The 18,795-nt window shown below is 61.4% G+C and carries 18 protein-coding genes; 8 read left to right on the top strand and 10 right to left on the bottom strand.

Annotated features, from left to right (window positions below):
• Positions 1-16 precede the first annotated feature (16 nt).
• On the top strand, positions 17-1,012 hold the full coding sequence (locus P353_RS26830; RefSeq protein WP_034376614.1) for a diaminopimelate dehydrogenase: 996 nt from the start codon (positions 17-19) through the stop codon (positions 1,010-1,012).
• A gap of 98 nt (positions 1,013-1,110) precedes the next feature.
• On the opposite strand, the gene P353_RS26825 is transcribed toward P353_RS26830, so the two are convergent.
• On the bottom strand, positions 1,111-2,406 hold the full coding sequence (locus tag P353_RS26825) for an MFS transporter (RefSeq protein WP_034376443.1): 1,296 nt from the start codon (positions 2,404-2,406) through the stop codon (positions 1,111-1,113).
• A 344-nt stretch (positions 2,407-2,750) separates the two neighbouring features.
• Between P353_RS26825 and P353_RS26820 the strand changes: the two genes are divergently transcribed.
• A complete protein-coding gene (locus P353_RS26820; RefSeq protein ID WP_034376442.1) occupies positions 2,751-3,098 on the top strand; it encodes a MoaF-related domain-containing protein in 348 nt (115 codons plus the stop codon).
• A 420-nt stretch (positions 3,099-3,518) separates the two neighbouring features.
• On the opposite strand, the gene P353_RS26815 is transcribed toward P353_RS26820, so the two are convergent.
• Entirely contained in the window at positions 3,519-4,343 is an 825-nt protein-coding gene (locus P353_RS26815; RefSeq protein ID WP_034376439.1) for an META and DUF4377 domain-containing protein, read from the bottom strand.
• A gap of 437 nt (positions 4,344-4,780) precedes the next feature.
• On the opposite strand from P353_RS26815, the gene P353_RS26810 reads away from it, so the two are divergent.
• Positions 4,781-5,239, top strand: a complete 459-nt coding sequence (locus tag P353_RS26810) for a DUF2242 domain-containing protein (protein ID WP_003063876.1) — start codon at positions 4,781-4,783, stop codon at positions 5,237-5,239.
• A 120-nt stretch (positions 5,240-5,359) separates the two neighbouring features.
• Here P353_RS26810 and P353_RS26805 read toward each other — a convergent pair whose 3' ends face one another.
• From P353_RS26805 to P353_RS26785, 5 genes are all read right to left on the bottom strand, one after another.
• A complete protein-coding gene (locus P353_RS26805; protein WP_034376437.1) occupies positions 5,360-6,241 on the bottom strand; it encodes a M23 family metallopeptidase in 882 nt (293 codons plus the stop codon).
• A gap of 114 nt (positions 6,242-6,355) precedes the next feature.
• Positions 6,356-6,982 carry an FMN-binding negative transcriptional regulator gene (locus P353_RS26800; RefSeq protein ID WP_034376435.1) on the bottom strand — a complete coding sequence of 209 codons (627 nt, stop codon included), beginning with the start codon at positions 6,980-6,982 and terminating at the stop codon, positions 6,356-6,358.
• A gap of 118 nt (positions 6,983-7,100) precedes the next feature.
• Positions 7,101-9,680, bottom strand: coding sequence for a DUF3300 domain-containing protein (locus P353_RS26795; RefSeq protein WP_232776949.1), 2,580 nt, complete (start codon positions 9,678-9,680; stop codon positions 7,101-7,103).
• A gap of 338 nt (positions 9,681-10,018) precedes the next feature.
• Positions 10,019-11,440 (bottom strand): YdgA family protein, encoded by a 1,422-nt coding sequence (locus tag P353_RS26790; RefSeq protein ID WP_034376434.1) that lies wholly within the window; start codon positions 11,438-11,440, stop codon positions 10,019-10,021.
• Positions 11,441-11,750: 310 nt separating this feature from the next.
• Positions 11,751-13,568 carry a glutamine--tRNA ligase/YqeY domain fusion protein gene (locus P353_RS26785; RefSeq protein ID WP_034376431.1) on the bottom strand — a complete coding sequence of 606 codons (1,818 nt, stop codon included), beginning with the start codon at positions 13,566-13,568 and terminating at the stop codon, positions 11,751-11,753.
• Between the two features lie 226 nt (positions 13,569-13,794).
• On the opposite strand from P353_RS26785, the gene P353_RS26780 reads away from it, so the two are divergent.
• The 5 genes from P353_RS26780 to P353_RS26760 all read left to right on the top strand — a co-directional run bounded on the left by P353_RS26780 (position 13,795) and on the right by P353_RS26760 (position 16,932).
• On the top strand, positions 13,795-14,127 hold the full coding sequence (locus P353_RS26780; RefSeq protein WP_034376428.1) for a hypothetical protein: 333 nt from the start codon (positions 13,795-13,797) through the stop codon (positions 14,125-14,127).
• A 133-nt stretch (positions 14,128-14,260) separates the two neighbouring features.
• On the top strand, positions 14,261-14,704 hold the full coding sequence (gene aroQ / locus P353_RS26775; protein WP_003077599.1) for a type II 3-dehydroquinate dehydratase: 444 nt from the start codon (positions 14,261-14,263) through the stop codon (positions 14,702-14,704).
• Positions 14,698-15,636 carry an alpha/beta fold hydrolase gene (locus P353_RS26770; protein ID WP_034376425.1) on the top strand — a complete coding sequence of 313 codons (939 nt, stop codon included), beginning with the start codon at positions 14,698-14,700 and terminating at the stop codon, positions 15,634-15,636. Before aroQ ends, P353_RS26770 begins: the two co-directional genes overlap by 7 nt.
• Complete coding sequence (gene arfB / locus P353_RS26765) at positions 15,633-16,043, top strand: alternative ribosome rescue aminoacyl-tRNA hydrolase ArfB (RefSeq protein ID WP_034376423.1); 411 nt, start codon at positions 15,633-15,635, stop codon at positions 16,041-16,043. The genes P353_RS26770 and arfB overlap by 4 nt, the downstream gene beginning before the upstream one ends.
• 196 nt (positions 16,044-16,239) lie before the next feature.
• On the top strand, positions 16,240-16,932 hold the full coding sequence (locus P353_RS26760) for an alpha/beta hydrolase (protein ID WP_034376422.1): 693 nt from the start codon (positions 16,240-16,242) through the stop codon (positions 16,930-16,932).
• Here P353_RS26760 and P353_RS26755 read toward each other — a convergent pair.
• From P353_RS26755 to P353_RS26745, 3 genes are all read right to left on the bottom strand, one after another.
• Positions 16,926-17,258, bottom strand: a complete 333-nt coding sequence (locus P353_RS26755) for a DMT family transporter (RefSeq protein WP_034376419.1) — start codon at positions 17,256-17,258, stop codon at positions 16,926-16,928. The genes P353_RS26760 and P353_RS26755 overlap by 7 nt on opposite strands.
• A gap of 131 nt (positions 17,259-17,389) precedes the next feature.
• Positions 17,390-18,196, bottom strand: coding sequence for a type I methionyl aminopeptidase (map, locus tag P353_RS26750; protein ID WP_034376417.1), 807 nt, complete (start codon positions 18,194-18,196; stop codon positions 17,390-17,392).
• Positions 18,193-18,456, bottom strand: coding sequence for a ParD-like family protein (locus P353_RS26745; protein ID WP_034376413.1), 264 nt, complete (start codon positions 18,454-18,456; stop codon positions 18,193-18,195). The genes map and P353_RS26745 overlap by 4 nt, the downstream gene beginning before the upstream one ends.
• Between the last annotated feature and the right edge of the window lie 339 nt (positions 18,457-18,795).

Below are 18,795 nucleotides of genomic sequence, written 5' to 3'. Positions count from 1 at the left end.
GAAGGAATTGCTCGTCATGGCATTGACCCCATCCCCTATCCGCGTTGCTATCGTCGGTTACGGCAATCTGGGCCGCGGCGTGGAAGCTGCTGTCGCCAAGAACCCCGATATGCAGCTCAAGGGGATTTACACCCGTCGCGACCCTTCCCAACTCCAGCCCCTGAATGCAGGTACGCCGGTGCATTCCATGGATGTTTTGCTGTCGCACAAAGGTCAGGTCGATGTGCTGATTCTCTGCGGCGGCTCCAAGGACGATTTGCCCAGGCAGGCGCCCGAGCTGGCGGCCCATTTCAATCTGGTCGACAGCTTTGACACCCATGCCCGCATCCCCGAACACTTTGCCAATGTGGACAAGGCCGCTCAGGCGGGGCAGTGCACGGCCCTGATCTCGGCCGGCTGGGACCCGGGCATGTTCTCCATCAACCGTGTGCTGGGCGAAGCCCTGCTGCCTGACGGCGCTACCTACACCTTCTGGGGCAAGGGCCTGAGCCAGGGGCATTCCGACGCCATCCGCCGTGTGGAAGGCGTGGCGGGCGGCGTGCAGTACACCATCCCTGTGGAAGAGGCCGTCAACAAGGTGCGCTCCGGCGTGCGCCCCGAGCTGTCCACCCGCGAGAAGCATCAGCGTGAATGCCATGTGGTGCTCAAGGATGGCGCCGACGCCGAAGCCGTGCGCAAGACCATTGTGGAGATGCCTCACTACTTCGACCAGTACGACACCACGGTCCACTTCATCAGTGCCGAGGAACTGGCTCGCGACCATGCCCGCATGCCCCATGGCGGCTTTGTGATCCGTAGCGGCAACACCAGTGCCGAGAACAAGCAGGTCATCGAATACCGCCTGCAGCTGGACAGCAACCCCGAGTTCACTTCCAGCGTGCTTGTGGCCTATGCCCGCGCCGTGCATCGCCTGGCCCAGGCCGGCCAACATGGCTGCAAGACCGTGTTTGACGTGGCCCCTGGCCTGCTGTCGCCCAAGAGCGCCGACCAGCTGCGCGCCGAGCTGCTGTAAACCCCTGCAGCCATGAAAAAAAGCCTCGCAACACCGGCGAGGCTTTTTTGACGGGAACAGGCTGCAGCGCCGATCGATGAATCGTCAGGCAGGCATGCTCAAGTGGCTGCGGGGTCGGCGACACCGCTCACGCGTGCGGCATCCTCTAGCCTGTCCACATCGCGCAGTGGCTTGAACAGCGTCATCCAGCCGCCCACCACGCCCAGCGTGCACAGGCTGCCCAGAATGGCGGCGGGAACCGCGCCGAACCAGGAGGCACTACTGCCCGCGCGGAACTCGCCGAGTTCGTTGGAGGAGCCGATGAACAGCATGTTCACTGCATTCACGCGGCCGCGCATATGGTCGGGTGTGGAAAACTGCACCAGTGCGCCTCGGATATAGACGCTGACCATATCGGCTGCACCGGCCACGGCCAAGGCCAGCATGGACAGCACAAACCAGTGCGAGAGCGCAAACACCAGGTTGGCCAGCCCGAACACGGCCACGGCCGCAAACATCACCTTGCCCACGCGGCGGTTGATGGGGCGCGAGGCTAGCCACAGGCCCATGCAGACCTCGCCCGCGGCCATGGAGGAGCGCAGCAGGCCCAGGCCCTGCGGACCTACCTGAAGCACTTCATGCGCATAGACGGGCAGCAGGGCCACAACGCCGCCCAGCAGCACGGCAAACAGATCGAGCGAGATGGTGCCCAGGATGATGGGGCGGGTGCGCATGAAATGCAGACCTTCGGCAAAACGCTGCCACATGGTGGTTTGCCCGTCGATGCCGATCTTGGGGCTGGCAAAGCGCACGGGGACCTGGCCCAGCAGGACCGCGCCCAGAATCAGGGCGATGCCGCAGACCGCATAGGTCAGCACGCCGCCACCGAGTGCATAGAGCAGGCCGCCCAGCACGGGAGCGGCAATCGCCGAGATGCGCATCAGCATGCTGTTGGTGGCCAGGGCCTTGGCCAGCTGCTCGCGGGCAACGATCTGCGGCAGCAGGCTTTGCAGCGCCGGTCCGCTGAACGCCCGGCTGCAGCCAAACAGCACCAGCACGGCGTAGATCCAGTGCACATCGTGCGCTCCGCTCTCGGCCAGCAGCCACAGCAGTCCCGAGCACACCGCGGCCACCAGCCAGCTGATGCCGAGCAGGCGTTTGCGGCTCATGCGGTCGCTGAGATCACCGGCGGGAATCAGCAGGCCTGCCATGGGCAGGAATTGCGCCAGCCCCACATAGGCCAGAGACAGCGGCTCGCGTGTGATGTCGTACACCTGCCAGGCCACCACCACGGCCTGCATCTGCTGGGCAAACATGGCCAGCATGCGTGCCAGCACGAAATTGACAAAAGCGGGGTCGCGCAACGGCGCAACGGTGGATGCCTGGGGGGCGCTGGGTGGGACGGGGCTGGACAAGGTGAGATCCGTGAATGCGGCCGGGGAGGCTGGGGAAGGCTTGGGCTGGCTTCCTGCCTCGGCGACCTGAAAGGTCAGAGGGCCGAGTATGCGCGATCGTCTTGTTTTTTGCACAACTTGTGGCCGCCATGAGCATTCACTTCTGCTGCAGTTCGTATCCGGCAAGCAGGCTGCGGATTGGCCGTCAAGCCGTGCAGGAGAGAAGCCTTGTTTGTCAAAAAATGTTTACCGACGAAGGCATGAGTCACTTTCCCACACGCAAAAAAACGGCGCGGATTCATCATAGCTTCACGCAAACGGCTTGGCTTTATGAATAGCGAAGCTTTCTCTCAAGGAGTGACATCATGTCCATGCTTTCGATGCAATACGCAGGAACTCTTCTGGGCCGCGAAGCAGTCATTGAATTCCCGGACAGTCAGGCCCATGTCCGTTACACCGCCAGCGGGCAGATGCGCTGGCGCGTGGTGGACTCGCAGGGACATATCTCCGAGGGCTGCGAGAACCTCAGCTATCTGCAACTGAGCGACCACCTGCATTTTTTGAACTGGATCGAGAAAACCGGCTTCACGGTCAGCCAGGTCATCGATTCGGCCAAAGGCACTGTGCAGGCCTTCTGGTCCTATGCCGACAACCAGTGCGAAACCGGTCATCGTTCCTCCATGTTTGTCGAAGGCCGCTTCCGCCTGCGTTGAATCTGTCGGCTCCTGCCCCGCATGCAGCGGGGGCAGGGGTCAGTGCAAAGAGTGTGTGAGAGGTCAGTGTCTTCCTCTCTTGCCGACATCCGAACGATGTCGGTTTTTTGTCCGTGAAACATCAAAGACCCGCCGGACGCTGCGTATTTTTTGATCGCTGCGGCCAAAGCTAACACCAGTGCGGCTTTGCCCCGTTTTCCCGAGGTTTGTCCACAGGCGGCTCCACAGTCGCTGGGCATAACCTGCCATCGTGCTTGCCGAGCGGTTGCGTGCAGGCAATGCTCTCTAAGTGGCTATGGTCAAACGGAAATCGCATCCGGCAGCAAACCGTGACGGATGCGCGTGGGGCGTGAAACATCGGCGCATGAGAATGCAAAAAAGCCGGCACCATGGCCGGCTTTTCGGTGCCAGAGTTCTTGCTTATTTACGCTTGTCGGCAATGGCCGAAGACACCACCATGTCCAGCACATAGACATAGCTCGATGCGTCAGCGGGCACGTTCTGGCGCTTGAAGCGGTTGATGCGCAGCACATTGCTCACGCCGGCTTCATGCTTGTAGCCTTCGATCTCGCTGTAGAAGTTTTCCCACTGGCCGGTATAGGTCTTGACGCCGTTGTCGCCATAGCGAATTTCACGCACCTGCAGGCATTGGTAGTCCTTGATCACGCCGTGGCTGCAGGCCTTGCGCTCGGGGGCCACTTCCAGAAAGATGCGCTCGGGTGCGCTGCCATACTGGGTCTGGGCGGTGGGCTTGCCGTTGAGCTGCCAGCGCGTGCCATCAATGAACTGCAGCGTCAGGCGAGGCTGCTCAGTAGTGGAGCCGCCGAGCTGCACGTTCCACTGCTTGGCCGTAGGCAGAATGCGTGCAACCTTCTGCTCCAGCATCATCAGCTGGTTGTCATTGCAGGCACGCAGGGTGCTCATGCCGCGCTGCAGATTGATGCGCTGGCCTTCAACGGTGTAAGCCGACGAGATGACGTTGCACAGATTCTTGACAACGACGCGCTGGTCCACGAAGTCCAGCTCGATAGGTGCCTGGCTGGAGCTCAGAAACCAGCTCTGGTCCTCATTGCCAGCTGGCGTGAAGGCCTCTTGCAATTTCCAGTGGTAGGCAGTCAGCGACGCGGCATCGCCTGCGGGGCCTGTAGGGCCGGGCTTGCTTGCACCGCCGCCGCCTGTCGTACCGCAGGCGGCAAGCGTCATGGAAGCAACAAGGGGAAGGCACCAGGTCCAGCGAAATTTCATAGGGTTTCCTTAAGGTGAAATAGAGGAATACGGCAAACCGTGTCAGCAGAAACAGAGTCTCTGTTGACCATATCAGTTCCCTGCGGGTTTTATCTGACCTTAACCCAACGTTGCTTTTGTTTTGCGCTTCGACAACCTCAGAGTGTCAACAAATGCTGCACGCGGACGGGCGGAGAAATCAGATGTGCCGCTCGGGCGTGAAGCCCCTGTAAAGATCGAAAAAATCCGTACGTCTAGACAGCGCTTCGTCAAATTAGTCTTCGCCAAGCTGCTACGCTTCAAAGGTTCGGGCTATGCAGAAACTATGGCCCAGGCATCAAGGAGTTTCTGTGCGCTTAGGTGGTGTTGCTTTGTTTGGGCTGAATTGGGGGCGGCTGGGTTCTGTGGGCATATTGGCAGGTTTGCTGGGGGCATGCTCGGCAACTGCACCTCAGCATATGCCGGTACAGGAGACTTTCGACTCCAGTTCCACGTTTTCCCGCGGCTTTGATGCGACACCGGCACAGACTTGCGAGGCCGCGCGTCGCGCCTTGTTGAGCCAGGGTTATATCGCCACGGCCAGGACGCAGGAGCTGATAGAAGGGCGCAAGAACTTCCAGCCCAATACGGAGACCAATCTGGAAATCAATTTCCGTGTGGTCTGCGTGCCGCAGACCAGCGACGGCCTGGTCAGTCTGGGTTTTGCGACAGCGCTGCAGGATCGCTATTCGCTCAAGAAAAGCGCAACCTCGGCCAGCGTGGGCGTGAGCGCTCTGGGGTCGCTGTCGCTGCCGTTTTCTTCCAGCAACGATTCGCTGGTCAAGGTAGGCAGCGAGACCATTTCCAAACGCAGCTTCTACGACAGTTTTTTCGAGCTGGTGGAGAACTATCTGAAGCAGGATCAGGATGCACCATAGTTTCGAGCAAACCGGTCTGTAGCGCTTGGTAGGTCGGGCGCTTGTGATTCTGATCTGGTGGCAAGAACTAAAAAGCGGCTCGCGAAGCCGCTTTTTTGTCGGCGAGATCCGTTCAGATGTTCAGATGAACAGCGCCGGGTCCACCATGGCGCGGTTCAGCATCACGCTCCAGTGCAGGTGGGGTCCGGTCACGCGGCCGGTGGCTCCGACCTTGCAAAACGCATCGCCCGTCTGCAACTGGTCGCCCGGCTTGCAGTCCACCTGGCTCAGGTGGCAGTACATGGTGAGCAGGCCGCCGCCATGGTCCAGCCAGACTGTGCCGCCGTTGAAGAAATAGTCGCCCACATCAATCACCTTGCCGGGCAGCGGTGCACGCACCGGCGTGCCCGTAGGGGCGGCGATGTCCATGCCGCTGTGCGGATTGCGCGACTGTCCGTTGAAGACACGGCGCAGGCCGAAGCTGCTGGAGCGGCGACCCGGCACCGGCACGCGCATGTGCAGGCTGCCGGAAGGCGGCGGCTCGGTGAAGGTGGCCATCACGCTCTTCAGGTGGGCGGCCTCGCGTTCATAACGGGCATTGTCTTCGGCAGACAGATCCACCGTCTTGGGCGAGACTTTGAGGCGTTGCTCCACATACTGTTTGTCGCGCACCGTATAGCTCATGGTGCGCAAACGGCCGTCGGCCTTCACGCCAACGCTTTGCTCACCTGGTGTGGCGGCCAGCGGTATGCCCACGAGTGCGGTCCATTCGATCATGTCGCCCACCACCAGAACCTCGGCCTCTGCGGCCGTGACCTGGGGACGTGCGGAAGCCGGGCCCAGCGACAGGCGTGCGACGCCGCCAGGAACCCTGCTGTCCTGCGGCCAGAGCGCGCTGTCCGAGCTGGCGCTGCGTGCAGCCCAGGCCGGGGCTGCGGAAAACAGCGCCGTTTGCGCCATCCATTGCAGCAGACGACGGCGTTCGGGCGGGAGAGAAAGGCTGGTGAGTTTTTCGGTTGGCATGGTGCTTATCGGGTTGTGCAGGCATTGTGCTGTATTGCTATCGATAGCGGAGCTAAAGGCGATACAGGGATGGGAGCTTTGCGCTGCCTATGCCTTGAAGACAGGTTGCGGTGATCAGGGCTGGCGCATGCTCCGGGCCAGATCCAGCTGTCCCAGCTGCTCAAGGGCCTGGACCGCACCGAGCCGGTCGCGTTGCTGCTTGTTCTGGCTCAGCTTGAACTTGGCTTCCAGGCGGTCGACGGTAATCTCCAGACCCACGATGGCGTCGAGCATGCGCTGCAGATAGTCGGGCGGAGCGTCGCTCATCTTCCATGGGGCCTGGGCATTGTTGCTGGCCTCATGGCGGCGGGTGAGCCGGCCCACCACGCCGCGCACGAACTTTTCATCGTCGCGAACGCTGATGCGGCCATGGGCATGGACCACACGGTAGTTCCAGGTCGGTACCTGCTCATGGTTCTCGTGCTTGCTGGGATACCAGCTGGGAGAGATATAGGCCTGCTCGGCACGGAAGATCACCAGCACGGAGCTATCTTCCCGGATCTGCTGCCACACAGGATTGGCGCGCGCCACGTGGGCGATCAGGCGCAGCAAGCCATCCTCGTCTTGCAGCAACTCGAAAGGCAGGTGATTGGCATCCAGTCCCGCGTCGGACTGGGTGACCAGGCAACCCAGCGGGTGAGCCTGGATCAGTGCATGCACGGTGGTGGGGTCGTTGACCTTGAAATGGCTGGGGTTGTACATGAAGACCTGCTGCAGTGAGTGGCGCAAAAACGCGTGGCCTTGTTTATACAGCCGCGCAGGCCGCGCGCTCACAAGCCGCCTGCGTGACAGGCGGCCTGGCATGAGGACCAGCGGCGTTTCAGCGGTGCTCGCGGTCCCCGCGCGTGCGGCCCTCGGCGCGCGCTGCCTGCATGCGGGCCTGCTGCTCGGCCTGGTGATGTTGAGCCTGCATCTGGGCCTGCTGCTGGCGTTGGGCCTGCTCCTGGGCGCGCTGCTGTTGCATCTGCTGCATTTGGGCTTGCTGCCGATGCTCTTGCTGTTCACGAACTTGCTGCTGCATTTGCTGCTGGCGTTGGGCCTGCTCCTGGGTGCGTTGCTGTTGCATCTGCTGCATCTGGGCTTGCTGCCGATGCTCTTGCTGTTCACGAACTTGCTGCTGCATTTGCTGCTGACGTTGGGCCTGCTCCTGGGCCCGCTGCTGTTGCATCTGCTGCATTTGGGCTTGCTGCCGATGCTCTTGCTGCTGGCGCTCTTGCTGCATTTGCTGTTGGCGCTGGGCCTGCTCCTGGGCCCGCTGCTGTTGCATCTGCTGCATTTGGGCTTGCTGCCGATGCTCTTGCTGCTGGCGCTCTTGCTGCATTTGCTGTTGGCGCTGGGCCTGCTCCTGGGCCAGCTGCTGTTGCATCTGCTGCATTTGGGCTTGCTGCCGATGCTCTTGCTGTTCACGAACTTGCTGCTGCATTTGCTGCTGGCGTTGGGCCTGCTCCTGGGTGCGTTGCTGTTGCATCTGCTGCATCTGGGCTTGCTGCCGATGCTCTTGCTGTTCACGAACTTGCTGCTGCATTTGCTGCTGACGTTGGGCCTGCTCCTGGGCCCGCTGCTGTTGCATCTGCTGCATTTGGGCTTGCTGCCGATGCTCTTGCTGCTGGCGCTCTTGCTGCATTTGCTGTTGGCGCTGGGCCTGCTCCTGGGCCAGCTGCTGTTGCATCTGCTGCATTTGGGCTTGCTGCCGATGCTCTTGCTGTTCACGAACTTGCTGCTGCATTTGCTGCTGGCGTTGGGCCTGCTCCTGGGCGCGCTGCTGTTGCTGTTGCTGCTGCATCTGGGTCTGCTGCTGGCGCTCCTGTTGTTCGCGGGCCTTCGGGATTGGCTGCTGGCGCTGGGCCAGCTCCTGGGCGTGCTGTTGTTGCATCTGTTGCAACTGGGTGTGCCGCTGTTGCATCTGCTGCTGCATTGCTTGCTGGCGCTGGATTGGCTCCTGCGCGCGTGGCTGCAAGGTCTTCTCCGTCATGGCGGCCTGCATCTGCGGTGTCTGCGGTGTCTGCGGTGGATGGGCCCCGGGGCTGCTGGAGCGATCATGCGGGTCTTGCGGCTGCAGAAGGGCATGACCATTGGGCGCGCGCGGCAGGCCCGGAGCCCGGTTGCTCCCCTGGGCAAAGTCCGGCAGCCCCTGCGGCTGTGTCGCCAGGGGACTCGGTGCTGGCTGGCGCTGGTTCAGGGCATGGCCACTGGCTGCCACGGCGGCGGCACCGACGGCAGCGCTCGCGGCTGCGCCCGCCGCCATCGTGCCCGGCGCAGCAAAGACGCCTGCAGCCTGAGGCTGCCCGCTTGGCCCCCGTCGCTCGCCTGCGGCATTTTCATGGATGTTGTTGATGTAGGTGTTGTCCGTGCGGTGGATGTTCTGCACCACGGTTCGCGACTGCGATATATAGGTGGTGTTGTTGTAGACCACGGCCGGACGGGCCTGCGGGGGCGGGGGACGCTCGCCGTGACGCCAGGGCCTTTCGGGATCGCCCCAGCGCATATTCCAGGCATTCCAGCCCCAGGACGGATGCCTGTCCCTGGACTCGGCCAGCACGATAGCGGCACCGAAGCCCAGCAGGCCGGCCATCACGGGCACGCCGGCCACGGGAGCCGGAGGCGGCACCTCCACATAGCGGTAGCCGCCATATACGGGCAGCGGCTGACCGTAGACCGCAGCCGGGTTGTACTGGGGAACGTAGACCGTATCCACCTGGGAAGGGCTAATTTCAATGAACTGCTCCGGTGGCTCTATGACCGGCTCGGGCAGCGGTGTGACTACGGCTCCAGGCGTATAGGCCACGGCGGCTGGCGTGGAGGCCAGGTTGACCTTGAGCTGACCGGAGGTCTTGAGCGTGCCGGCCTTGTAGGCCCGATTGCGCATGACCTGTATGGCGTTCATCACATCCGAGGGAGCGTTGTAATAGGCCTTGCCCAGCGCCGTGGTCCAGGGCAGATTGGAGGCCATCTGTTCCAGCACATTGGGAAACTGGGTCAAAGATTTGACCGACGGGTCCCAGTTCTGGGCGTTGACGGCATTGCTCAGCGCCGTCCTCTGCAGGCCGGGGTTTTGCCCCAGCCAGGTTTCGGCGGCGCTGATCTGGTCTGGATAGGTGGCACCGGCCAGGATCTGGGCCACCAGCTTGTCCGGGTACAGCGCAATCGGTGCCACCATCCGGTAGAGCGCGTCTGCATCGGGTGGCACATAGGCTGCGGGCTGAGGCTGGGCGGCATCGGGCGTGGCGGCTGGTGCCAAGGCTGGCGGTGTGCTGTCCGTCTTGATCGGCGAATCCTTGTCGTTGCAGGCACTCAACGCCATGGCAGCGGCCAGGGCAATCATGCCCGGGTGCCAGTAGCGGGGGAGCATGTGTGGCTGCAGTTCCGGCTGCTCGGGCCGGGTCCGGGAGAAATGCGACATCTGACGTTCCTTGCGCCGCGCCGTGCGGATCACGGAGCTTTGGCGGATGCTGTTTTAACGCCAGTGTTGAGCCGTTGTTGACAGTGTGTTGTAAGCAAATAAGGCGTGTGGCTGCAGTCCATGCTCCAAGAGGGTCTTATGAATTTTGATAGCTTTTATCGTAGTGTGAGTAATGCTTTAATGCCAAAAATAGTGAAAATTTACGACAAGAAGTGCAAGGGGGTGACTTCTCGTCTGAGTCGCTGCGGCTGGGGCGCTATTCCCCCATGAAAAAGGCCTGCACGAGGCAGGCCTTGGAGCTATCCGCGAAGCAGCCCGCCTCCCGGATTTGGGTCACATCATTCGGCCATGGTGCCCATGAGTGTGCTCGTGCCCATGGCATCCAGCGGCTTGCCGTTGACCAGGAATTCACCCTTGGCATAGACGATCTCGGTACGCATCTTGCCATCCTTGTCTTCGAAGATGCCTTGCTCCTTGAGCATTTCCAGGCTTGCTTGAGTCTGGGCTTTGGCGGCTCCCTCGATATCTTCGGGCTTGTACTCGCTCTCGCCTTCAAACACGGCCTGCAGGCTGGAGCGCCTGCGCGCGAGTATCATGTTTTCCATGAAGGGCTTGGGCATATCGGCCTTGAGGCTGACCTTCAAGTCCTGCAGCAGAGTGCCCATCTTCTCGCCATCGCCCAGATACTGAACGGCTGCCGCGAACTCGCTCACGCCGTCAGGGGTGCGCATGGACAGGCGTTTGAGTTCGATCACGGGCTGTCGTGCCAGCGCCTGTGTCAGTGACTTGAGCATTTTTTCGCGCAGATCGCCGCTTTGCTGTTCGTCAGCGTCTTCATCGTCCCCGGCTTCGCCAGAGGCACCGAGCAGCGGGTTCTTGCGCTTGCTCATTTCCACAACCTGGTTGATCCAGTTGGCATCGACATTGTTGAACGCCATCTCCAGCACCAGGTCATCAGCCTGTTTGTCTTCGAGTTTGGCGGTCTTGATGCCGGTCTTGAGCGTCATTTCCACCACCTCGCCTTTGAGGATGGTGTCCGAATCCATGGTGATGCCTTCGAAGTGGCTGGCAGAGCTCTTGCCTTCCTCTTCCTGCTTGGTGGCGGCAATCTTGCCAATCGTCATGGCAAACGGGCCGGTCCAGAACTGCTGGCCCGAGGGCTGCTTCATGTCGAAGCGCATATCGGCCTTGTCCAGCGTCACGCTGCCTTCCTCGTCCTTGAACTGCAGGCCGGCAAAGCTGCCAGTGCCCTTGGCGGCCTTCATGTCGGCGGGCATGTCCCAGACGATCTTCATGCCGCCCCAGGTCATTTCGCTGTCCTTGATCTTGCTGCTCACGGCCGGCGATGTCATGACGTTGGAGCTGCTGCGGCCCCAGCCGACCTTGGTGTCGACTTCCAGCGGAGAGCGGCCATTGAGTGCGGTTTTCAGCTCCGGGTCTGCATTCTCGGGCAGATTGAAGCTGGTGTGAATTTCGGCGGCATGGCCCAGGGGCAGCGGACCATGGCTGATCTTGTGCTCGGCGGTGAACTGGACGGGCTCATCGCCGCTGTCCAGCGTCCAGACCGTTTTGGCCGTGGAAGAAAAAGCACCGCGGTCATAGCTGGTGACCTGAATCTTCACGCCATGCTCGCTCCACTTGTCCAGGCCTTCGGTAAAGCTCTGCTGCAGCTTGCCGCCCATGTAATAGCTTGTGCCCAGTGTTCCAGCCACGATCACGGCGATGGCAGCTGCAATGCCTGCTCCTGCTTTTCTGTTCATTCTTGACCTTTGATGAAAATAAAAAATCCGCGAATGAATTGCGGATTGGTAATGTTGTGGTGAGCAGGATTCTAGAAAGAAAATAATGAAATGCTCTGAATTCCAGAACATTTTATGCAAATGTTTATCGAGTATTGAAAATCAATACCTGCGGTATTTATTTCAATATGTAACCAATATTCATGGGGCGCTATCCATTTTCCGATCGGAGAGCCGAATAGCTGATCTCGGGATAAATGCTGCAGCGGTTTGCGCATAAAAAAAGGCTGCCAGTGAATCCTGGCAGCCTTGCTGAAACTGGCTGGAGTGTTTACTTGCCCCAACTGTCCTTGAGTCCGGTGATCTTGTTGAACACGGGCTTGTCGCTCCGGTGATCCTTGCGGTCGGCCACAAAGTAGCCAAAACGCTCGAACTGGAACTTGTCGTCAGCCAGGGCCGCCTTGAGCGAAGGCTCCACATAGGCGGTGACGACCTTCAGGCTGTCGGGGTTCAGCAGGCTCAGGAAATCCTTGCCGCCTGCATCGGGCTGCGGGTCGGTGAACAGACGGTCGTACATGCGCACTTCGGCCTGCAGGCCGTCGGCCACGCCCACCCAGGTGATGGCGGCCTTGACCTTGACGCTGTCGGCTCCGGGTGTGCCGCTCTTGGTGTCGGGCACCACGGTGGCCAGCACCTTGGTCACATTGCCATCGGCGTCTTTTTCGGCGCCCGTGCATTCGATCACATAGCCGCCCTTGAGGCGGACCTTGTTGCCGGGGAAAAGGCGCTTGTAGCCCTTGGGCGGCACTTCGGCAAAGTCTTCGCGCTCGATCCACACTTCGCGGCCCAGAGTGAAACGGCGCTCCGGCACGGTTTCACCTTCTGCCGCGTGGGGCAGGGCCGGCAGGTGGCAGTCCTCCAGATGCTCGGCGCTGCCAAACACTTCGGCCCAGTTGCTGAGTTCGAGCTTGACCGGGTCCAGCACGACCATGGCGCGGTGTGCCTTGTTTTCCAGATCTTCACGCAGGCAGCCGTCCAGCGTGCCGTAGTCGATCCAGGCGTAGTCCTTGGTCACGCCGATGCGTTCGCAGAAGTTGCGGATGGACGCCGGCGTGTAGCCGCGTCGGCGCAGGCCGACCACGGTGGGCATGCGCGGGTCGTCCCAGCCGGTGACAAACTGGTTGTCCACAAGATGCTTGAGCTTGCGCTTGCTGGTGATCACATAGGTGAGGTTCAGACGCGAGAACTCGTACTGACGGGGCTGGGGGGCGTCGATCAGACCGCCTTCGCGCAGGTGGTTCAGCAGCCAGTCATAGAAGGGGCGCTGATCCTCGAACTCCAGCGTGCAGATGGAGTGGGTGATGTGCTCGTAGGCATCCTCGATGGGGTGCGCAAAGGTATACATCGGGTAGATGCACCACTGATTGCCTGTGTTGTGGTGCTCGGCATGGCGCACGCGATAGATGGCGGGGTCGCGCAGATTGATATTGGGCGCGGCCATGTCGATCTTGGCGCGCAGCACGGCGGCGCCATCGGCGAGCTTGCCGTCCTTCATGTCGGCAAAGCGCTGCAGGTTTTCGGCCACGGAGCGGTCGCGGAAGGGGCTGTTCACGCCGGGACGGGTGAAGTCGCCGCGGTTGGCCTTCATCTCGTCGGCCGATTGCTCATCCACATAGGCCAGACCTTGCTCGATCAGGTAGACCGCACAGCGGTACATGAAGTCGAAGTAATTGCTGGCGAAATAGAGGTTCTCGTGCCCGTCGGCATCCTTCCAGTCAAAGCCCAGCCAGCGCACGGCGTCGATGATGCCGTCCACATATTCCTGATCTTCCTTCTCCGGATTGGTGTCGTCGAAGCGCAGATGGCAGACGCCGCCGAAGTCACGTGCCAGACCGAAGTTCAGGCAGATGGACTTGGCATGGCCCACATGCAGATAGCCGTTGGGCTCTGGCGGAAAGCGGGTGCGGATCTTGGCCTCGTCGACCTGGCCGCTCTGGTGATGCTGGGCATCGCCGGGCGCACCGCCCCAGTGACGGGTGGCATAAGTGCCCTTGTCCAGATCCGATTCGATAATCTGGCGCAGGAAGTTGGTGGGCTTGACCGCTTCGGGGGCGGAGTTGTTGGATTTGGAGGCGTCAGCAGAGCTCATTGCACCATTTTAGGCCGGCTGCCATGACCTCATGTCGATCTGCGGACACTGCAGCTTTGCCTCGTGTGCATTTGGACACAATGTTTTTGAGGAATCATGCCATCCTGACGGGACTCTGAAACGTTATATCCCCAAGGGCCGAAGGCGCTGCACAGGTTTGCAGGCCTGCCCTCGGTGACTCATAAACAGAGGAGAGATTGTGATGTCCAGAACAACTTCCCCCCGTATGGCCAAGCTGATTGCCGCTGGCTCCATCGTAGTGGCCGGCCTGATGGCTGCCGCAGGCGCCCAGGCTCATGGCGGCGTCAGCCTGTCGGTCGGCATCGGCGTGCCTGGTGTGGCCGTGGGTGTCGGCGCTCCCGTTTACGCTGCGCCCTATGTGGTGCCAGCCCCAGTCTATATGCCGCCACGCCCCGTCTACTATGCGCCTCCGGCACCGGTTTACTATGCGCCGCCGCCCCCCGTGTATCGTCCCGCACCCGTGATGGTCGTGCCCGGCCCGGTCTACTACGGCGGCGGCCCGCGCTGGCGTGGTCATCACCATCATCACTATCGTTGATGGCATCGATAGCAGAGCCCTGAAAGACTCTGCACCACAGACGGCTGCCCAGGCAGCCGTTTTTTATGCCTGTGGGCCGGCTGCCGCGCTCGCATAATCCGGGGCAGTCCTCAAAAATCAGGAGAGTGCTTCCGTGAAAACCGTCTATGTTCTCAATGGCCCGAATCTCAATCTGCTGGGCATGCGCGAACCCGCCATCTATGGCTCGGCCACGCTGGCCGATGTCCAGAAGCTGTGCGAGCAAGCTTGCGTGCGACATGGCCTGAAGCTGGAGTTCCGCCAGAGCAACCATGAGGGAGAGCTGGTGGACTGGATTCACGAGGCCGGCCGTCTGCACGCCAAGGGGGAGTTGCAGGCCCTGATCATGAACGCCGCAGCCTATACCCATACCAGTGTGGCGATTCTCGATGCCGTCAAGGGAACGGCCGTGCCGCTGGTGGAACTTCACATCAGCAATGTCCATGCGCGCGAGAGCTTTCGACACCATTCCTATCTGTCGGCCACGGCGCGCGCCGTGATGTGCGGCTTTGGCGTGGCCGGCTACGGCCTGGCCATCGATGCGGTGGCGCAGTGGTGACATCGGCGGTTGAAGCAGCCTGCTCCCTGGCGCAGGTCTCGCAGGAGCTGGGTGTCGACGTACCGGCAGCGATTGCCCGGCTGCAGGCCACGGCGCAGCGCGTGCAGACTAGGCTTGGCGAAGCCACCGACAGCGGCGTGATGATCTGGCATGGCTGGCAGCCCCCGCCAGGGGTGGCGCAGCGCGGCTTGCCGCTGGTGCTGCTGCATGGCGGCAGCGGCAGCTGGACGCATTGGTTGCACGTGATTCAGCCGTTGACCGAGGCTGGCTATCGTCTGTGGCTGGCCGATCTGCCGGGTTTTGGCGAATCCGATGGCGTGCCCGGCGGCATGGATGTGGACACCATGCTGGAGCCTCTGGCCTATGGAATCCGGCAACTGTTGGGCAACGCCGGTGCGGGGCCGGTCTGCGATCTGGTCGGTTTTTCCTTTGGCGGCATGACCGCCGGTCTGCTGGCCGCCGAGCATCCGGAGCTGGTCCGCAAGCTGGTGTTGGTCGGTGCTCCCGGCATGGGAATGACCGAAGGACGCAGCGTGCGCCTGCTGGGCTGGCGTCATCTGCCGGGGCTGGAGGCGCAGATGCAGGCCCATCGCCACAATATTGCGACTCTCATGCTGCATGACGCGACGCTGATCGATGAGCAGACGCTGGCGCTGCATGCGCTCAATGTGGCTCGTGACCGGCTGCCGCGCAGGCGGCTGTCGCGCACCGATGTGCTGGCCCGGGCTCTGACCCGTATTGAAGTGCCGGTGGCGGCGATTTATGGCGAGCATGACCCTCTGTATGCGGGCTGCCTGGCTGAGCTGCAAATGCTGATGCAGCGCCAGTGCCTGGGGGAGCTGGACTGGCAGGTGATGCAAGGCGTGGGCCATTGGGTACAGCACGAGGACCCGGCCGCCTTCTGCGCCGCGCTGCAGGAGGTTCTGTCGTGAGCAATGCTGCCGTCTTCGAGCTGACCGAGGCCGATGTGCAATGGAGCGCCGTGCGCTCTCAAGGCCCGGGCGGCCAGAATGTGAACAAGGTGGCCAGCGCCGTGCATCTGCGCTTTGATGTTCGAGCCTCGCGTCTGCCGGCCGATGTGCAGCAGCGCCTGCTGGCGCTGGGCGATTCGCGCATCACCACCGATGGAGTGGTGGTCATCAAAGCACAAAAATACCGCACCCAGGAACACAATCTGTGGGAAGGGCTGCAGCGCCTCAATGCGCTGGTGGCCACGGTTGCCAGGCCACCACGCCCGCGCAAGCCCACCAAGCCGACCTGGGGTTCGCAGCAAAGGCGCTTGCAGGGCAAAAGCTTGCGCTCCGACATCAAGGCCTTGCGCGGCCGGGTGCATGACTGAGCTTGTGTAGCGGCAAAGCCACGCTCAGGCCGCGCAGTTGTATCAAAAAGCCTGTGCCAGCTCCATCGGAACACGGGCTGCGCCCTCGGCCGGCTGCGGGTCTGCGCTATATTGTTTTGATAGCTGGAGTCGCAGAATGCAAAGGCGCTACAGCCTGTTTCCCTATCGAATTCCGTGCTGCCTTCGGGAGTTGTCCATGAGCACATTGCCTTTGACTTATCTGGAGCGGCCCGCGCAGCTTGCCGCTGGCCGGCCTGCCTGGCTGCTGGTGCTCATGCATGGCGTGGGCAGCAATGAGCAGGACCTGTTCGGCCTGGTGCCCTATGTGCCGCCGCAGTTTCATGTGCTCAGTCTGCGCGCTCCCTTTGCCATGGGCATGGGCGCTTATGCCTGGTTTCAGTTCACCGTGGATGCCGATGGCACGCGCCATATCAATGTGCCGCAGGAGCAGCAGGCGCGCATCTTGCTGCAGCAGACGGTGGAGCAGGCCGCCCAGCAGCTGGACATTCCGCCCGAGCGGGTGGTGCTGGGAGGCTTCAGCCAGGGCGGCATCATGAGTCTGAGCCAGTTGCTGACGCAGCCCCAGACCTTGCGTGCCGCGCTGGTCTGGCACAGCCGCCTATTGCCCGAGATTGCCTCGCTGCACGCGCCCGCTGCCGCTTTTGAGGGCAAGTCGGCCTGGGTCAGCCATGGCACTTATGACAATGTGATTCCGCTGACCAGCGCCCATGCCGTGCGTGACCGTCTGGCCTCCTTGCCCCTGCAGCTGAGCTATCACGAGTATCCGGGCGCCCATGAGATCCGGCCCGAGGAGCTGCGTGCCAGCATGCAGTGGCTGCAGGATTTGACGCAGTCAGCGGATGACTTCGGGAGCGATGCGGATCAGTGACCGGCGGTCTTTGAAAACAGATTGATTACCAGCACGCCTCCCACAATCATGGCCATGCCGGCCAGAGCGGGGGCATCGAGCTTCTGGCCCTGCCAGAAATAGGCGACGGCCGAGACCAGCACGATGCCCACGCCGGACCAGATCGCATAAGCCACGCCCGTGGGAACGGTGCGCAGCGTCAGCGACAGCAGATAGAACGAAATCGCATAGCCCACCAGGGCAACAGCGGTAGGGCCGAATTTGGAGAAGCCTTCCGACCTGGCGAGGAAGGAGGTTGCAATCACCTCGCAGATGATGGCCAGGCCCAGATACAGGTAATTTGTCATTCCGGGCACTGTAGTGGGGTCGAAGCGGGAGGCCTCAAGGCGGGTGCCAAAACCCCGGTGGGCTTGCGGTCCTTGTTGCCAAAAACCGGCGGCTGTGCGCACGGGCGCCGGGCAGGGCCTGCCAGGTGCTATCAGATAGCGGGGTAGTCGCCTGTGCCCTCGGGCCAGGGCGTCAGCACCTCGAATCCGCTCTCCGTCACCAGCACCATATGCTCCCACTGGGCGGACAGCGATTTGTCGTTGGTGATCACGGTCCAGCCGTCAGACAGTTCGCGTGTGGCGGCCTTGCCGGCGTTGAGCATGGGCTCGATGGTGAAGATCATGCCGGGCTGCAGCATCAGACCCTGGCCGGGCGTGCCGTAGTGCAGCACCTGAGGCTCGTCGTGATAGACCTTGCCGATGCCGTGACCGCAGTACTCGCGCACGATGGAAAAGCGCTCACGCTGGGCCACGGTCTGGATGGCATGGCCTACATCGCCCAGAGTTGCCCCGGGTTTGACGGCGCGGATGCCGGCCACCAGGGCTTCATAGGTGGTGTTGACCAGGCGCCTGGCCAGATTGCTTGGCTGGCCCACGTAGTACATGCGGCTGGTGTCGCCGATCCAGCCTTCGGGCGTGGTTACTGCGACGTCGACATTGATGATGTCGCCGTCCTTGAGGACCTGCTCGACATTGGGGATGCCGTGGCAGACCACATGGTTGACGGAGGTGCACACGGTCTTGGGAAAACCGTAATAGCCCACATTGGTGGGCGTGCATTTCAGTTCATTGACGATGTAGTCGTGGCAGATCTTGTCCAGTTCCTCGGTGCTCACGCCGGGCTGCACATGGGGCGTGAGCATGGCCAGCACCTTGGCGGCCAGGCTACCTGCCTTGCGCGAGAGATAGATGTCTGTGGCGTCATGAATGGGCACGACTTTCTGTTTGCCGCGCTTCATTGCATGCCTCCTACCAGGCGCACCGGACGGGGGCGGCGCACGACTGTGTCGGGGTCATGAGCGCTGGCAGGCTGCAGCTCACGCTCGGCTTGCTGCAGCAGCAGGGCACAAATGCCTTCGTAATTGAGCTGGGGGTGATGCTCGGCCAACTGGCCTACACGCAGCCAGTGCTCGGCCTGGGCATTGATGGAGCGGCCGAGGGCCGCACTGGAGACACGAATCTGGTCGTGCAACTGGTCTGAAATTTTGACGATTCCCATGGCTGAGCATCATAAGGGTTGTATACGTTTCGTATATTGACAAACGCAAATTGCATGGTTGAAGCAGCGGTTTTGCAACTGTTTGACAAGCGCTGTTCGTCGAGCGGGGTTTTAGGCCCCTGCCGAATAACACGGTGCTCAAGAAGTTGATAGCGCTCTGCGCATGATTGGCATTGCTTGCAGCCAGGGTTGTTCAGAAAACTGAAAGCTTTTAGAGCAGGCCTTGCATTCGTGTCACTCAAGTCTTATAAAAGATATATATCATCAGTATTTGCCTTGTCCATATTGAGTTTCCTGCTATAAAAACTGAAGAACAATCAATGCGTGCCAGACATCTCG

The organism is Comamonas testosteroni (assembly GCF_000761245.1).
GTDB classification, from domain to species: Bacteria; Pseudomonadota; Gammaproteobacteria; order Burkholderiales; family Burkholderiaceae_C; genus Comamonas; species Comamonas testosteroni_C.
Note: the sequence above shows the minus strand (reverse complement) of the source record. Positions and strands in the feature narration are given on the sequence as shown.

Bases quoted from the DNA above. Each gene is read 5' to 3' on its own strand.
- P353_RS26830 (WP_034376614.1), top strand. From the start codon at position 17: ATGGCATTGACCCCATCCCCTATCCGCGTTGCTATCGTCGGTTACGGC.
- P353_RS26820 (WP_034376442.1), top strand. From the start codon at position 2,751: ATGTCCATGCTTTCGATGCAATACGCAGGAACTCTTCTGGGCCGCGAA.
- P353_RS26815 (WP_034376439.1), bottom strand. From the start codon at position 4,343: ATGAAATTTCGCTGGACCTGGTGCCTTCCCCTTGTTGCTTCCATGACG.
- P353_RS26810 (WP_003063876.1), top strand. From the start codon at position 4,781: ATGCCGGTACAGGAGACTTTCGACTCCAGTTCCACGTTTTCCCGCGGC.
- P353_RS26805 (WP_034376437.1), bottom strand. From the start codon at position 6,241: ATGCCAACCGAAAAACTCACCAGCCTTTCTCTCCCGCCCGAACGCCGT.
- P353_RS26800 (WP_034376435.1), bottom strand. From the start codon at position 6,982: ATGTACAACCCCAGCCATTTCAAGGTCAACGACCCCACCACCGTGCAT.
- P353_RS26795 (WP_232776949.1), bottom strand. From the start codon at position 9,680: ATGTCGCATTTCTCCCGGACCCGGCCCGAGCAGCCGGAACTGCAGCCA.
- P353_RS26790 (WP_034376434.1), bottom strand. From the start codon at position 11,440: ATGAACAGAAAAGCAGGAGCAGGCATTGCAGCTGCCATCGCCGTGATC.
- P353_RS26785 (WP_034376431.1), bottom strand. From the start codon at position 13,568: ATGAGCTCTGCTGACGCCTCCAAATCCAACAACTCCGCCCCCGAAGCG.
- P353_RS26780 (WP_034376428.1), top strand. From the start codon at position 13,795: ATGGCCAAGCTGATTGCCGCTGGCTCCATCGTAGTGGCCGGCCTGATG.
- P353_RS26760 (WP_034376422.1), top strand. From the start codon at position 16,240: ATGAGCACATTGCCTTTGACTTATCTGGAGCGGCCCGCGCAGCTTGCC.
- P353_RS26755 (WP_034376419.1), bottom strand. From the start codon at position 17,258: ATGACAAATTACCTGTATCTGGGCCTGGCCATCATCTGCGAGGTGATT.
- map (WP_034376417.1), bottom strand. From the start codon at position 18,196: ATGAAGCGCGGCAAACAGAAAGTCGTGCCCATTCATGACGCCACAGAC.
- P353_RS26745 (WP_034376413.1), bottom strand. From the start codon at position 18,456: ATGGGAATCGTCAAAATTTCAGACCAGTTGCACGACCAGATTCGTGTC.